The sequence below is a fragment of the Crassaminicella indica genome (assembly GCF_019203185.1).
Taxonomy (GTDB): domain Bacteria; phylum Bacillota; class Clostridia; order Peptostreptococcales; family Thermotaleaceae; genus Crassaminicella; species Crassaminicella indica.
The window spans coordinates 425,543-441,486 of record NZ_CP078093.1; the positions used below are offsets into that span (position 1 = coordinate 425,543).

Here is a 15,944-nt window from a genome sequence, read left to right on the forward strand (position 1 = left end):
TTATTTGTAAATAATTCTTTGTTTCTCATATTTTTTATTAAATATCTCCTAAAGATCAATATCCTTAGGAGGTATTATATGCTTCCTTATAAAGTTTTTGCTCGCCTACTGCAACGACAGCCTTTTTTTGATATAAATAAATACGATTTATAATAATGCAAAAGCTAACAAACTCACAATGATTAAAGTGATCAAGGTTCTTTCAAGCCAAATCAATAATATATCTAAAAGACTAATTGGAATATCTGTAGATAATATACATGGTATGGAAGCTGAGAAAAATAATACAGAAGATACACAAACAACTCCAATGATAAATTTAGTAACAAGTGGTGCATCTACAACCAATAGTGCTGGCAAAAACATCTCTGCAATCCCAACAGCAGCAGCTTTCGCTGCAAGCATAGCTTCAGGAATATGAAGAATACTTGTAAATGGATAAAATATATATCCTATTACATCAAATACAGGAGTATATTTTGCTAAAACTAATCCTATAAGCCCTACAGACATAATAGAAGGCAATATCCCCATAGCCATAATTAATCCATCTTTTAAATTGGTTGCTATATTTTCTCCAACTCCTAATGACTTTTCTGCAGCCTTAATACCTTCTTCCCATGCATGTTTAAAAAGATTTCCTTTATATTCAGGTTCTGGAATTCCTTCTCCTGTACAATAGGTTTCACTCTTTTTACTCAAAGGTCTAATTCTTACTGTTATAGCTGTCACTAAAAAAGTAACTATCAAAGTTGTCCAAAAGTATATATTCCACATATCCATAAGTCCTAACGTCTTTGCTACAATAATCATAAAGGTTGCAGATACTGTAGAAAAGCCTGTAGCAATAATAGCTGCTTCTTTTATTGTGTACTTCCCTTCTTTGTATACTTTATTGGTAATCAAAAGACCTATAGAATAGCTTCCTACAAAGGATGCTACTGCATCAATTGCAGACCTGCCAGGTGTTTTAAAAATAGGTTTCATAACAGGCTTCATCAAAACCCCTATAAACTCTAATAGTCCATAACCTACTAAAAATGCTAAAAATATTGCTCCAATAGGTACAATGAGTCCTACAGGAATTACGAGCTTAGAAAATAAAAATGGTCCCATATCCTTTTCAAATAGCCATGCAGGTCCAATATGAAAATAAACCATACATGTTACAACAAGCCCTAATATTTTTAGCAATGAGAATACCATATCTACAGCATTTTTATTCCACGTTTTTTTGATAAATGGCCATATAGTTCCAACAAGTATAATAACAAGTGCATAAATAGCAGCCAATGCTGGTATTCCAGTCTTAATACCTGACACAATATGATCTAGAGGAATAGTAGATTTTTCTCCTATTCGAATAGGAATAAAAAACATAAAAATACCAATTCCACTAAAAAGAATAAATTTTAAAATACTACTGCTATCAAATCCTTTCTTTTCATTTATTTCTCCCGTATTCACCTTAACCCCTCCTATAATTAAATTAATGGATAAATCATCCACCAATTTAATTATATAATATTTTTTATTTTTTTAAAATTCTATATTTAGCTTTATATTTATATACCGATTCATTTTCATATTTATTTACATCCTTCACAAAATACCATAAGTATATATAACTCTTTTAAATCAAATATTAACAGGAACTCTCCAAGTGTTAAACAATCTCTTTTTAGGTGGTAGTTCACTGTCCTTTAGATATATATTTATCTATAGCATCTGCTACTTTTTTAGAAAATCTTACTGCTTCAACTACAGTTTTGGCTCCAGTCACTACATCCCCAGATGCAAAAACACCTTCTCTAGTAGTTCTTCCACACTCATCTGTTCTTACTAAACCAAATTTATTTATTTCTATTCCTTTAGTATGTGAAACTATATTTGCCTTTGGTCCTTGACTAGCTGCAATAATAATGGAGTTTGCTTCGAATAATCCTTCCGAATCTTCTAATGTAATTAATTTTTCTTCCCCATTCTCTTTAACTTTCTTAGTTTTTAAATATTTAATACCTTTATCAGTTATTTCTATAGGTGTTTTATAAAATTCAAACTTAACTCCATCTAATTTAGCATATTCTACTTCATAGCTACTAGCGGGCATATCCTCTTCGCCTCTTCGATACATTATATAAACTTCATTAATACCTTTTCTTATAGCTGTTCTTGCCACATCCATAGCTACATTACCTGCACCAATTACACATACTTTTTTACCTAATAGGTATACATCAGGATTTTTCAAATAATCTATAGCATAATGTACATTTCCTAAACTTTCACCTTTAATTCTTATAGGTTTTGGATTCCACACTCCTGTACCTATAAAAATAGCCTTGTATCCATCTCTAAAAAGATCATCAATTGTGATAACAGGACCTACTAAAATGTTAGGTCTTATTTTAACACCCATATTAATTAATTGATCTTTAAGTCTATCTAATATGTTCTTAGGTAATCTAAATTCTGGTATTCCGTACCTTAACACTCCACCTATTTTATCATGAAGTTCAAATATAGTAATATCATAACCTCTAGATGCTAAAATAAATGCAATCGTAATTCCTGCAGGCCCTGATCCTATTATTGCTACTTTTTTATTTGGGTCAATATTTGGCTTAATAAGCATTCGATTTAAATAATAATCTGATATATAATATTCAATGGAACTCCAATGAATAGGATTACCTTTATTTCCAAGCACACAACTTCCCTCACAAAATTTTTCATGGGGACACACTAAGGAACAAACAATTGAAAGAGGATTATTTAAAAACAATTTTTCTCCTGCTTCTAAAAGCTTTCCACTTAAAAGCATACTTATAGCTTCATTTACAGGAGTATTAACTGGGCATCCTTTTTTGCATCTAGCATTTTTACATTGAAGGCACCTTTTAGCTTCTTCTATGATATGTTGAGCCATAAAATCATCTCCTTTAAATATTAGATTATAAATATAGTTTAATATAAAATTTAATTTATGATAGCTTGAAAATTTTTGAAAAAGACTAAGAGCTTATTTAGCTCTTAGTCTTTTCTTTATAATTCATTATTAAAACTCTACTTTTTCACCATAATAAGCACATATAAATAACTTTCTCATTTCTTCTACTGATATTTCTCTTGGATTTGTAGCTGTACATGGATCTGCTACTGAATTTTTAGCAATATCTTCAAGTTTATCTTTAAAATCTTGCTCATTTACTCCAAACTCTTTTAATGTAAGTGGGATATTCATTTTCTTATTAAAATCTCTTACCATTTCTACTAGTGAATTTATTAGTTTCTCTTCGCTGTTTCCTGCTAACCCTAATCTTCTTGCTATATCAGCATAAGCTTTAGCAGCAGTTTTTTTATTAAATTGAATTGCATATGGTAAATATATCGCATTTGCACATCCATGAGGAATATTAAATATTTTTCCTGTTTTATGAGCCATACTATGCACTATTCCTAGTATTGCATTTGAGAATGACATTCCTGCAAGACATTGTGCTATGTGCATTTTGCTTCTAGCTTCTTTATTTCCATTATAAGATTCTACTAAATTCTCTTTCATCATTTCAATAGATTTAATTGCTAATGCATCTGTAAATTCATTTCTTGCTTTTGAAACATATGCTTCAAAAGCATGAGTTAACGCATCCATTCCTGTATGTGCAACAAGTTTTGGTGTCATTGTTTGTGCTAAATCAGTATCTACTATCGCTATGTCTGGTGTTATATTGTAATCAGCTATTGGATATTTTACTCCTGTTTTATTATCTGTTATAACTGAAAAAGATGTAACTTCTGTACCAGTTCCACTAGTTGTTGTTATTGCTGCAAATTTTGCTTTTGTTCTTAATTGTGGTAAGTTAAATGGTTTTGCAGCTTCTTCAAATGTAAATTCTGGATATTCATAAAATATCCACATAGCCTTTGCTGCATCTATAGGTGATCCTCCACCTACTCCTACTATCCAATCTGGTTTAAATTCATTCATTACTTTTACACCATTCATTACTGTATCAACTGATGGGTCTGATTCTACTCCTTCTATAAGTTTAGTTTCCATTCCAGCTTCTTTTAAATATCCCTTTATTTTATCTAATGCTCCACTTCTTTTTATTGAACCTCCACCAATAACTATAACAGCTCTTTTGCCATTCAAATTTTTTAATTCTTCTATTGCACCTTTTCCAAAATAAACATCTCTTGGAATTGTAAATCTTGCCATATTGATTCCTCCTCTTTTTATGATATAATTTTCCTTGATTGATTTTTTATTTATTTTATTTTTTTCGTGTGCCTTAGCACATGATTTATTATATATACATAGTAAGCTCATGTGAAGAAGGCACTTTTTTGTTAGATAGTTACAAAAAAGAAACTGATTACGTAATTATATTTAGAGAAATCTCTTAAAAGTTTTAAAAATTTCTAAAGGAAGGGAGCATAATAATACATGCCTAAAGATAGAATTAATAAAGTAAGTTGTAGTAATTATAGATGTGAAATAGAAATCACTTTAGAATTAATAAGCGGAAAATGGAAAGCCCTTATATTATGGAATTTAGGTAATCATAAAACTATAAGATTTAATGAATTTAGAAAAATAATTCCTGAAATTACACAAAAAATGTTAACACAGCAGCTACGAAACTTAGAAGAAAATGGATTAATCAATAGAAAAATCCATAACCAAATCCCTCCAATGGTAGAATATTCTTTATCAGAAGAAGGTAAAAAATTAATGCCTATATTAGAACAAATGGATAAATGGGGAAAAAATTATGTTAATAATTTCAAAAAATACAAGTAAATAACTTCAAAATCAATTATTTTTCCCCAACACTTCTAATATTTCTATCTCATAAGCACCTTTTAATCGTTTTAAATATTCTATTCCTTTGTCACAATAATCTTTTATATCTAAGCTTAAATTTTCTTTAAATATCTCTCTAAGCTCCTTATTTTCCTTCATACGCACTTTTATTTCTGCTTTTACACGATATAATATTCCTAACTCATAAGGACTTTTCAACTTTTCAGCATATTTTTTTGCTCTTTTAAAGCATTGTAATGCATTTTTATAGCTTCCTTTTTTGATCAGAAGCACTGCCATATACCCTTCGGCTGTTGACCTTCCCCAAAGTGCATTTAGGTCATTATATAGAATAATTGCCTTTTCTAAATAATCTTTAGCTAAATCATCATCTCCCATATCAAAGGCTGCTTGACCTGCATTTGTATAAAAAATCGTAAGCCCTCGAATAACTTTTTTATCCATGCATATTTTTATAGCACGTTTATAATATTTAAGAGCACTCATAAATTTCATATTCCGTCTTCTTATTTCTCCAATATAATTGTATCCAGCTGCCACATTTAATGTATATTTATCTTCATATTCATTTACTTCTTCAAAAATACGAATAGATTCTTTTAAAATTTTTTCAGCATTTTTATAGTCTCCATCCATTATTTTTTGCAATCCTTGTAGTCTTAACAAAATCCCCAGATCTTTTTGATAATTGCATTTTTTTGCCAAATCCAAACCTAATTCAATATATTTTCTCATCCACTCTACATTATATATTTGAATACCATAGTAAATCATTTGCCTATACCCCTTTAGGGCATAATCAAAGTCATTAATTTCGAGTGATAAATCAATCATATTTTCTATATCTTGTATACCTTTATCATATTCTCCTTCTCGTATAAAAAATCTTCCTCTCATATGCAAAAAAATTATTTGTAGCATTTTTATTTCTTCTGAATAAAATACTTTTTCTCTTACTTTCAAAAGCTGTTTTTCTATATCTTTTAATTGCTTCATAGCCTCTTCTTGACTCAAATAACTCGGATATTCCTCTTCAATGTTTCCATCTTTTAATACAGGAAATAATTCATGCCCAAAATTAAAATATACATCTAAATTTTTCATACGGTATTTTAAAGCTAAAATCGCATTGTTTCCATTTTCAAAGTGATAAATCAATTTTGCATAAAGAAATCTATCTCTTTTATCATGATGTAGTTTTCTTTCAAGAATTAATCCAATCTCATTATGTAGTACTCTACGTTTTGCACTAGATTGTTGCATATAAATATATTCCCTAAACTTTTGATGAGTAAAAGCAAAGCTTATTTCATCACTGCTACTAACCTCTTTTAAAATTCCTCTCCTTTGAAGCTCCTCAATAACCTCCATAATCTCTAGTATATTTTTTGAAGTTAAAATTTTTAACATATCAAGACTCACTTTATCAAAAAATAGTGAAGCAATATTTAGAAGCTTTCTTCCTTCCTTTGAAACATCCAAAAATCTACTTTTTAATATATCTTTGGTTTTAGCAGTCATTCCTGTTATAATTCCCTTTTCCTTTATACCATTAAGCAGCTCTGTCAAAAAAAATGCGTTGCCTTCAGTTTCCTTATAGATTCTTTCATATAGCTTTTCATCCCAAGCAATTTCTGGCAAACTCATCTGAATAAATTCCTCTACCTCATATTTTGAAAAAGGAGTAAGATCAATTTTTTCAATCTTTTTATGTTTGACAGTAGAAATCATAAACTTATTCAATTTTTCCGAATATCCATTTCTACAAGTACAAATAATAAAAATATGATTGCTCTTTTGATGTAATAATATACTATGGATAACAGCTAAACTCATTTCATCCATCCATTGAATATCTTCAAAAACTAAAACCATTCTTCTTTTTACTGCTATTTTTTTTAATACTGACACCATAGCTTCTTCAATAGCACTATGCTGTAACCAATCAATTTTTTCTACTGGATTAATATTGATTTCTTCATTTTCTATAACAAAGCCTGGAAATACATGACGAATCAGATTTCTCCATAAAATAGGAATATCTATTTTCTCTTTTTTAATAATATCTACTAGACAGATAAAAATATCATTCCACGGTTTTAGTAAATACCCCTGCTCTGCTTGATAACAATGAGCCTGCAATAAAATTTCTTCTTCACTAATATCTTCTAAGAATTTATCTTTTAATTTTGTCTTTCCAACTCCTGCTTCTCCCATAATGAAAAAAACTTTTGTTTTCTGATTATTTTTAAATTTTTGGTAGCTCTTTTTTAAAATTCCTAGTTCATAAGTTCTTCCATAAAAAAAATCTGATATCCTATTTTTGTTTACTTTCTTTGTATTTCGCATCATAAATATTTCATCAAAAACCTTCTTAGTATTAGGATTTGGCTCTATTTGGAGTTCTTTACTTAGTATATTACATAAACGATTGTATAAATCTATTGCTTTGTGAAAAGCTCCAGTATCAGAATAAGCCTTCATTAAAATCTGATAAGCTTTTTCATTGAATTCGTCTATTTGAATCCATTTTTTTGCATAAAAGATAATAGAATGCATATCATTTTTTGAAAAAGCTTTTTTTATTCTTTCGTTAAGCTTTTCTATATATAAATCCTTTAGATACTCTGCATACTGTATCATCCAAGCTTCAAAGCCTTCTGCATCCTTCACATGAAATCCCTTTAAAAATTCTCCTGTATATGCATGAATATTCTCTTCTTTATCACTTAAAAAATCATATAGATCTGTATCAATCTTTATTTCTGGATTAATCATTACGATAGATTTTTTAGGAGAAATAACAATATCTAAATCAAAGCTTTTTCTGATTTTATACATAGCCTGTCGTAGATTTTTCTTTGCTGTTTTTTCTTCTACTTCTCCCCATAAAATATTTACCAATGTATCTCGAGTAGCTTGTCCATAAACTAATAAATAATAAAACAAGCCTTCTGCCTTTTTAAATGGAAATACGATCCGTTCTTCATTTTTATAAACCGTTGGTGTATCCAATAATTTTACACGTATTCGATCCATTTTTTCACCCTTTTTATTTTTTTCGTATATCCAATATATATCTTTCAATTAAAAGTTCCTGATAACCTGCCTTGCCTTCTTTCAACATAAAATCTCTAATAGGAAATAACTCATCACTTTTAATACTTAATAGCTTTTTTTCTCTACCCTTTATAGATACCTCTCCTTTAATAGCTCTATAATCTTCAACAGAAAATCTCCAAAGAACCAATTTTTCTTTATATCTTATTTTTAATTTATCAGCAATCTGTAAACCTTCTGGATCAAAATCTCCTGAATAATAAAGCACTGTCCCCTCTTCTACAAGCTTATCTAAAAGCATAAGAGAAGATATATTTATCTGTCCACTTGTACATATAAGAGATGGAGATATATCTATCGTTTTTTGCATAACCCTTGAAAATACAGTTGGATTTTCAAAAACAAAAGCTTTATTATTCTTTGCTTTTATTTTTCTGATACTGCTTAAATTTTTAATAGAAAGCTGCAAAGGCTCCTTCAACTCTAAAAAACTTTTAAATCCTAAATGCTCCTCTTTCCCTATATAAGCTCTTAACCCAAATGTAATCGTACTATTTGAAATTTCATCTCGCACTATTCCTGCTCTATATAATATTTCATTTATTTCTTCTGCATTAGATGGATATTTTTCACCTATAATGCAACATATTGCATGGATAAATAGCTTTCCTTCCATTTTATGAATATCAAAATAGTGAGCATCCTTTGTTATATTTGAAGAAAAAAGAGCTAATGGCGTTAACCTATTTTTAGAAAAGCTCAAATTATTTACAGCATTTCTTATATTCGTCAATAAATATTTCAATGTGTCAGGATTCTCTTCGTATTTTTTGATAATAGTATTGTATCCATATTTTTTTTCCTCCAAAGCAGTCTTTAACCACAAATACCCCTTTGTACCTTCAAATTCTTTTAAAACATTATTAAAATAAATTTCTATTTTATTTTTTCTGATTTCCTTTAATTCTTTATTAGTCAATAAATCATCCTTAAAATATATTTTTAATACTTCAACAAAATCAATCCCCTCAAATTTTCCCTTACAAAAATAATCCAAAAATTTTTTCACAGAAAGTCTTACCGTTTTTTCTGCATAAAATTTGTGATTAATTGCCCCTAAAATAATTCCTTCTTCATGAGATAAATCCTCTAGAAGAATCATCCCTGATAATTTTCCAAGCTGTTTGTATTTATCACGAATTCCTTTTAATATTCTTGTGTATCCTTTATGCTTTTTCAAAAAGCAAATAGCTTCTTTTACTTTATCGTCCATAGATACCCCCTACACCAAGCATTTTTTCTCTATACCATTCCAATGGTATCTAATGACTGCAACAACATCATCATTTTCTTCTCTAACCAGTTCACATATTGAAAGATTGTCTACCGTATCATAATCTCCCCAAAGAATCTGAGAATTGATTATATAATCTAAATCAAGATCTTTAAGGAGTCTAAACATATCTCTTATATTGTTCTCATCTACTCCTGCAAAAGCTTCATCCATAGCTATTATGTGTGGACAATCTCCTCTTGCATTATCGTATCTTGCATAAACTGCTGAAAACAACGGAATATACATAGACATCGCTTTTTCTCCACCAGAAAATTGAAAAAAAGCATTGTTAGTTAACTCTCTTTTTCTTTCTCCTTTTTTTGTGAAATATAGCTTAAATTCATACCACTTTCTATAATCTAATACTTCCTTGATAATAGTATGATAGTTTCTTGCCTCTCCTGTTTCTTCACAGCTTCTAATAGCTTCTTTTACCTTATCTCCAAAGTGATTAGCCAATTTTTTCATATCCTCTTCACTTGCAATATTTCCTCTTTCAAGAATCTTTAAAAGCTGCGCTATGTCCAACTGGCCTTCACTTTCTGCTTTTTTAGGAATCCATCTTAAGCTTAAAGCAAGACTACTCGATGTGTTCATAGATTCCATCAAAGCATTTATTTTATCTACCCAAGTCTTAGATAAATATATTTTGCTTCTGATTTTTGTACTGATAGTATTTAAAAGTATCTCCTCAAAAATTCTCCTTTCTTCATTACTGATCAATAGCTTGATCTCTTCTATATCTTTCTCAATTTTTGAGGATAATTCATAAAAGGAAATTTCTCTCCCCTGAACTCTACACCTTATATCTACTCTTTCACAGCCCTTATAAATACTTTTAATCGATTCATCTATATTATATTTATCAAAAATAGTAATCTGTTTTAATGCAAAATCTCTAAGCTCAGCTCCATTTTTACTGATACTTTCTATCAATGCACTTGAATAAAATTCTCTTCCCTTTTCTTCTTCCAATTTTGCAAGAGAAATAATTTTTTTAGTAATCTCAATGAGTTCTCCCTCTTCTTTGTCTAAAACATAACCTAATGCATATTCCTCTAAAAATATTTCTTCTAGTATGCAAAGAATTTTTTCCTCTTCTTCTAACTTGTTGATTTTGCTCTCAATGTTTGTTTTTAAATGATCTAAATATTCCTCTAATTTTCCTTTTTTATTTGTACACGATTTAATCATCTCTGGATATTCGTTTTTGATTTTAATACATTTTTCTAATTCCTCTTCTATTTTATTTATACCCGATGTCTTTAAAACCTCATTAAACGAACATATCTCTTCATTTTTCTCATCATGCTTTTTCTTTGAATAAGATATTTCATAATACAGCTGATCAATTGCATCCCTCACATCCTCTAACCCATCTTCTATAGTTTTTATATGTGATGTAAGGCTCCTTAAATTATTTTGTTTTACTCTTAGTTCTGATAACCCATTATAATAATCATCTGCACATTCTTTTGCTTCTTGAAAAGCCTCTAGATTTTTATTAAGGTTTATTCCTTCTGTTTTTTCCCATACCATTTTTTTATGCTGCTTTAGCTTTTCTGACACTTCAAAAAATCTTTCTTCTTCTTGGATCAAGCTATTATGAATACTTTTTAAATCTCTTTCACCTTCATCAATCAACTTTAATGCTTCTCTTAAATCTTCGCTTTTAGGTTCAAGCTTCATATCGTTTTCAAGCTTCTTTAAACAATTCTCAATTTGAATAATTTCTAATTCTCTTTCATTTACCTCATCCGTTAGCAGTTCTATAGCTTTTAAATTCTCCTCTATTAGCCTTTCTCTATGTCTTTTTCTACTGTTTCCTCCAATATACTTTAGTATATAATTTTCTGATGCCTTTCCCCTTAAAGCACCTATTTTATAATTTCCATTCTCATCTATAAAAACTAACTCATCATCTACTAAAAATATTCCCTGTAAGACACGATCTACTGTTTGATAAGATACTCCCTCTAGTCCTTCTTTATCTACTTGAAAATAAGTTGTAAGATTATGCTTCATGATATTTTCTTTAGCAAATATATAACGGTCCCATTCTCCTTCTTGAAATTGCAATACTTCTTCTTTATATTTTTCATCAACAATTAAAGCATCAAGCATTCCCATATCCACAAAAGCACTCTCTATAGCTTTTTTTATATCCTCTGAAACATCATCTTTAAAATCTATAGCTTTATATAAAGGTACATATGGTATCCCGCGATCAGATAATTTCTGTCTATTTCTTATAACCCCTTCACTTCTGTTAGGCTCAATTTCTTTTGCAGCTCTTAGTACTTCAATCTCTTTATTAAAAGCTTCTATATTTATTTTTACTTCTTGAATCTGCCTCTTTTTTCTTTCTATATTTAAAGTAAATGTATTTTTCTTCGTATTGTACGCATCTCTTATAACTTTGTTTAGATCTCCTAGTAAAAAAGTATCAGAAATATTATCAATAGCTGAAAAAAGACTCTGCTTTTCATCATCATAAAGCTTTATGATCTGATTGTTTTCATTCCATTTTATATAATGAACCTTTAATTCTTCCTTTGTATTTAGTAAAATTTCTTCTCTTTTAATAAGCTCTTCTTTAGCTGCTTTAAAATCCCTTTGAAGCTTTTCCTTTTCCTGAAGAACATTACTATAGTCTTTTTGTATACTTTCAAATAATGTCAATGCTTTTATAGCTTCTTTTATTTTATTCATATATTTATTAATAGAAATCTTAACAAATTGCAGATTATAACCTTCTAAATCCTTAACCATTTCATCCTTTAATATTTTTCCTTCTTCAAATCCAAATTCTTCGCTTAATATATAAAGTTCTTTCATTTCTTTTTTTATCTGATAGTGAATATGTTCATATTCATTCTGTATACTTTTAAGCTTCTCTTCTCTCTCTCTTTCTAAATTTTTCTTTTTTTCTAATTCATTCTCTTTATTCTTTATAATATCCTTTAACTCTAACACTTCTTTTTCAAGCCTAATTAAGGCTTCCTTCACTCTTAATGCATCATCATTTCTTAAATGCTCGTACTTTATTTCTGCATCCTTAAGCACTGATTCATATTTTTTTATCTCATTTTTCATATTAGAAAGCTCTTCTTCTTTGCTTTTATAATTATTTTTAAGCGCTTTCACTTCACCCTTTAACTTTATGATGTCATTATTTTTTTCATAAAACCTCATTCCCTTTTCATATAAACAAAATTTATTATATCTATCATAATAATTTTTTATATTTTTTGTAGCCTTTAATGCTCTTTGCAATTCCTCTAATGAATTCTGAAGATTATCCATACTCTCCATAGATTCAGACATAGGTCTTAAATCATCTTCAGATAATACCCTCAAAGAGCCTTCAAGGATTTTATATATTTCTGTAGGCTTAAAATCTTTAGACAACTTCGGACTTCTTAATTGAATCAATAGATTTATAAGCTCTTCATATCTTTCACAATCATCAAAGCCAAAGAGGTATTCGTTTACCTTTTCCATATATTTCCTTTGACCTGTTGTAAAAAATCCCCCTTTGCCTATTGCATTTTCAAGCTGCTTTTTAGTAAGAGGTATAAAGGTTCCTGCATCTTTATATAAATATATATCTTGATTAATTCTTCTGCCATCTGTTACAATAAAATACCAAGAGTCTAAAGGTCTATTTCTTACAGCCTTCATCCCCATTCCAATAGTTAGATAATTTTCTGTACTTTTTCTCTTGAATTCAATATAAAGATAAGCAGTCTTTTCATCTGTTTCCTCATCTAGTAAGTAATTCTCCATTTTTCTAGATTTTGTTCCAAATGGATCTAATCTTTCTGGAGCTTTGTTCCCATCAAGCAAAAGGGGTATAAAGCTCTGCATCGTTACAGATTTCCCGCTTCCATTGCTACCTCTTAATAAAAGCTTTCCATCAGCTAACTCAAATTCTTCAAAATCATAATACCAAAAATTCACCAATCCTAATTTATTGGCTACCCATCTATTTTCCATCATGCCCACCTCCTGCATAATTTGATGGATAATCTCCTATTACTTTTCCAACCAATGGATAAATATTAATATTATCATCTACTTTAACCATACAAAAGCTTTTCATATATTCCAAAATATCATGAACAAGCTTATCTAAACTACACTCTCTGTATTCCTTACTCCAACCATTACCCATTTCCTTTTTTAAATCTTTTACAAATTCATTAAAAGCTTCATGTGTCATAGAAATTAAATCATTTATTTTTCTATTAAGCTTTCCTTCCTTTACAGCATTAAAAATCTTTTTATTCAAATGAAGGACTATATCACTTATTCCAGCAGATGAAGGAAATGTTCCTTTTAATCTATCTCCCTCAGCAAGCACAGCTATCGCACCATTTCGATGTACATGTAGCGACCAATTCAAATATTTTCTAAAATCTCCTTCTATAATATTTCTATAATTCTTAATATAAAGATAATCTTCATCCTCAGCTCCTTCATTATATACTACAGGAGATAGAAGTAATCTTCTATAAACTCTATTTTTTCTTAAAAAACCTCTTCCGCTATCTAAGAATTCTCCATAATCCTCTTCTAAATCTCTATAGCTTGTACACTTCATAATATCTATAGAAAAACTCCTCACCATATATCTAGACAAACCTGTACTTTCATATAAAACCTCTGTAGAAGTATCTCTCGTAAATTCATTTTCTTCACCATCATTTATAAGAATTATATTTTGATTTAATGCAAATTTCATCACTTTTATAAGAGAACGTCTTGTTTGATAATCTGTCCAATCCACCTTCTCTCCCACCGAATTAGCAGCAATAAATTCCGTCACATGAGATAATAAAAACTGTTCCTCTTTATTTTTGTCCTCTAAAAATATCAAAAGAAGCATTAGAAATATATACTCCCTTATATTGTCAAAATCATCAATACCCATCCAACTCTCAGGCCTACCTGGTATCTTTTCAAGCTTAATAAAATCTCCTCTAATAAAAAGATCATACCCTAGCTTGTCTCTAATAAAAGGTTTAAAGCTTTTATATTTATCTTTTATTTCATAATAAAGGTTCTTATCCTTTTCTTTCACAATAAAATAATTTTCCAATAATTTCTTTAGCACTTCCATTCCTATTCCTCTTTCTTAAATTTGATCACATAATGTGGCATAGTAAAAATCCCATCTTCACATTTAATCTTTATACATTCCTGACAATCATATTTTGTCACACTATATTCCCTACCAAATTCAGTTTTTCCCAAACCTTTTTTAGAGCCTTTTCCCTTTGAAAGCCATCTTAATAAAACAACTCTATCCTTTTGTGTAAGCTTAGGTAATTTTGCAAAATCAATTTGATCATTAAGAATAAACCTTTCCATTAATTCCTTTTCCATCTTCCTTTTTTTTAAAATCTTCTTAAGCCTTTCTTCCTTCTTCGCTCTTTTATCTATAATAGGGTTTTTTATAATTTTTTCTCTATAGGTTCTAACTCTTGGTTTTGTTATAACCTTTGTAGGCACTTCATCATAAATACTACTATTAATGCTTTCCGTTACTCTTGTTTCATCTCCCTTAATATGCTTAGTATTAAATACACCAAATACTAATGAAGACAACTTATTAGCTTCTTCCATATCCTTACACTCACTAAATAGCTTTGCAATTTTTCTGTATTCCTCTTTTCTATTGGCACTATTATTCCTTTTATCTGCCAGTTGAGAAGCAAATCGTGTAATCTTTCTAATAATATGATTTGTATTATCAATAAGCTGTTCAATCAAAGGTTCTTTTCCTTTATGTGTAAAGAACCAATCCTTGATGCTTCGAAATCTTCCTTGATGAATTTCTATAAATTCATCTTCCTTTATATTTGTATTTATATTTGGAATTGTTTTTTCGTGCGCTAAAACTTTATCAATAATTTTTTTTATTGCATCATCACTTATATCCTTTAATAATTTTTTTATTAGAACACTATTTAACTGAAGTCCTCTAATAAAATCCCTCAAATAAATAATAAAGCTTTCCTTAAACATCAAAAACTCTGTTGTTTTCATTAACTCTTCCGTTTTAGGTGAATAAAATCTACTTATATAATCTTGATAGTTCTGATTCAACTCTTTAAAGCTCTTATTTAACAGCTTCCACCATTCATATACCTCTTTATCCTCTTTTAAAGCAATACTATCGTACCTTTCAAGAAGCTCTCTAAATCTCTCTACTAATGTACATTCAAGAGAAGCATTGTTTTCTACTGTCATATTCTCAAGTTTCATTAACATTCTTTCAATTTCAATAGTATAAGGAGAAAGCTGATATCGAAATGCTCTATTTTTAAATTCATCTACTGTCCTAACCTTTGTTGTATCAGCAACTGCAATTAAATTTTTCCAGCTAACCAGACTATCTAAATCATTCTTCAGATAATCCTCTGAATAATCAGCAAATTCTTCATATTTCTTTAAAATTTCATAAATCTCCTCTTTATACAGCCAATATTTCATTTTTTCATAGCACTTATACATACATCTAATAATAGCTCTATATCTCCATGTGTTTTCTGTTGCTAAATATTTCGCTTCATCAATCTGAGCTTTTACACTTATATCTAATTTCATAAAGCCTTCCTCTCTTATTTTAACGTTTAATCTCCTAAAATATTTTTGTCTTCGAGCATTTTTCTCTATAAAAGCATTATTTAAATACATCATATCATA

At 29.1% G+C, this 15,944-nt stretch carries 9 protein-coding genes; 1 reads left to right on the forward strand and 8 read right to left on the reverse strand.

What is annotated here, in order from left to right; translation table 11 throughout:
• Positions 1–147: 147 nt before the first annotated feature.
• The 3 genes from KVH43_RS02100 to KVH43_RS02110 all read right to left on the reverse strand — a co-directional run bounded on the left by KVH43_RS02100 (position 148) and on the right by KVH43_RS02110 (position 4,225).
• Positions 148–1,467 carry a YjiH family protein gene (locus tag KVH43_RS02100; protein ID WP_255547790.1) on the reverse strand — a complete coding sequence of 440 codons (1,320 nt, stop codon included), beginning with the start codon at positions 1,465–1,467 and terminating at the stop codon, positions 148–150.
• A gap of 226 nt (positions 1,468–1,693) precedes the next feature.
• Positions 1,694–2,929 carry an NAD(P)-dependent oxidoreductase gene (locus KVH43_RS02105; RefSeq protein WP_218283260.1) on the reverse strand — a complete coding sequence of 412 codons (1,236 nt, stop codon included), beginning with the start codon at positions 2,927–2,929 and terminating at the stop codon, positions 1,694–1,696.
• Positions 2,930–3,058: 129 nt separating this feature from the next.
• The gene (locus KVH43_RS02110; RefSeq protein ID WP_218283261.1) at positions 3,059–4,225 is read right to left on the reverse strand and encodes an iron-containing alcohol dehydrogenase; all 1,167 of its coding nucleotides are present in this window, start codon (positions 4,223–4,225) and stop codon (positions 3,059–3,061) included.
• A 228-nt stretch (positions 4,226–4,453) separates the two neighbouring features.
• Between KVH43_RS02110 and KVH43_RS02115 the strand changes: the two genes are divergently transcribed.
• Entirely contained in the window at positions 4,454–4,810 is a 357-nt protein-coding gene (locus tag KVH43_RS02115) for a winged helix-turn-helix transcriptional regulator (protein ID WP_218283262.1), read from the forward strand.
• A 12-nt stretch (positions 4,811–4,822) separates the two neighbouring features.
• Here KVH43_RS02115 and KVH43_RS02120 read toward each other — a convergent pair whose 3' ends face one another.
• From KVH43_RS02120 to KVH43_RS02140, 5 genes are read right to left on the reverse strand one after another with little or no spacing between them, the layout of a single operon-like run.
• A complete protein-coding gene (locus KVH43_RS02120; RefSeq protein WP_218283263.1) occupies positions 4,823–7,873 on the reverse strand; it encodes an ATP-binding protein in 3,051 nt (1,016 codons plus the stop codon).
• 13 nt (positions 7,874–7,886) lie between these two features.
• Positions 7,887–9,167: a TIGR02679 domain-containing protein gene (locus KVH43_RS02125; RefSeq protein WP_218283264.1), complete on the reverse strand. Its 1,281-nt coding sequence runs from the start codon at positions 9,165–9,167 to the stop codon at positions 7,887–7,889.
• Positions 9,168–9,176: 9 nt separating this feature from the next.
• A complete protein-coding gene (locus KVH43_RS02130) occupies positions 9,177–13,229 on the reverse strand; it encodes a TIGR02680 family protein (RefSeq protein WP_218283265.1) in 4,053 nt (1,350 codons plus the stop codon).
• Positions 13,219–14,355 carry a TIGR02678 family protein gene (locus tag KVH43_RS02135; protein ID WP_218283266.1) on the reverse strand — a complete coding sequence of 379 codons (1,137 nt, stop codon included), beginning with the start codon at positions 14,353–14,355 and terminating at the stop codon, positions 13,219–13,221. The genes KVH43_RS02130 and KVH43_RS02135 overlap by 11 nt, the downstream gene beginning before the upstream one ends.
• A gap of 2 nt (positions 14,356–14,357) precedes the next feature.
• A complete protein-coding gene (locus KVH43_RS02140) occupies positions 14,358–15,845 on the reverse strand; it encodes a TIGR02677 family protein (RefSeq protein ID WP_218283267.1) in 1,488 nt (495 codons plus the stop codon).
• Positions 15,846–15,944 lie beyond the last annotated feature (99 nt).

Excerpts from the sequence above, each read along its gene's own strand:
- KVH43_RS02135 (WP_218283266.1), bottom strand. The coding sequence starts at position 14,355 with ATGGAAGTGCTAAAGAAATTATTGGAAAATTATTTTATTGTGAAAGAA.
- KVH43_RS02130 (WP_218283265.1), bottom strand. The coding sequence starts at position 13,229 with ATGGAAAATAGATGGGTAGCCAATAAATTAGGATTGGTGAATTTTTGG.
- KVH43_RS02120 (WP_218283263.1), bottom strand. The coding sequence starts at position 7,873 with ATGGATCGAATACGTGTAAAATTATTGGATACACCAACGGTTTATAAA.
- KVH43_RS02110 (WP_218283261.1), bottom strand. The coding sequence starts at position 4,225 with ATGGCAAGATTTACAATTCCAAGAGATGTTTATTTTGGAAAAGGTGCA.
- KVH43_RS02105 (WP_218283260.1), bottom strand. The coding sequence starts at position 2,929 with ATGGCTCAACATATCATAGAAGAAGCTAAAAGGTGCCTTCAATGTAAA.
- KVH43_RS02115 (WP_218283262.1), top strand. The coding sequence starts at position 4,454 with ATGCCTAAAGATAGAATTAATAAAGTAAGTTGTAGTAATTATAGATGT.
- KVH43_RS02140 (WP_218283267.1), bottom strand. The coding sequence starts at position 15,845 with ATGAAATTAGATATAAGTGTAAAAGCTCAGATTGATGAAGCGAAATAT.
- KVH43_RS02125 (WP_218283264.1), bottom strand. The coding sequence starts at position 9,167 with ATGGACGATAAAGTAAAAGAAGCTATTTGCTTTTTGAAAAAGCATAAA.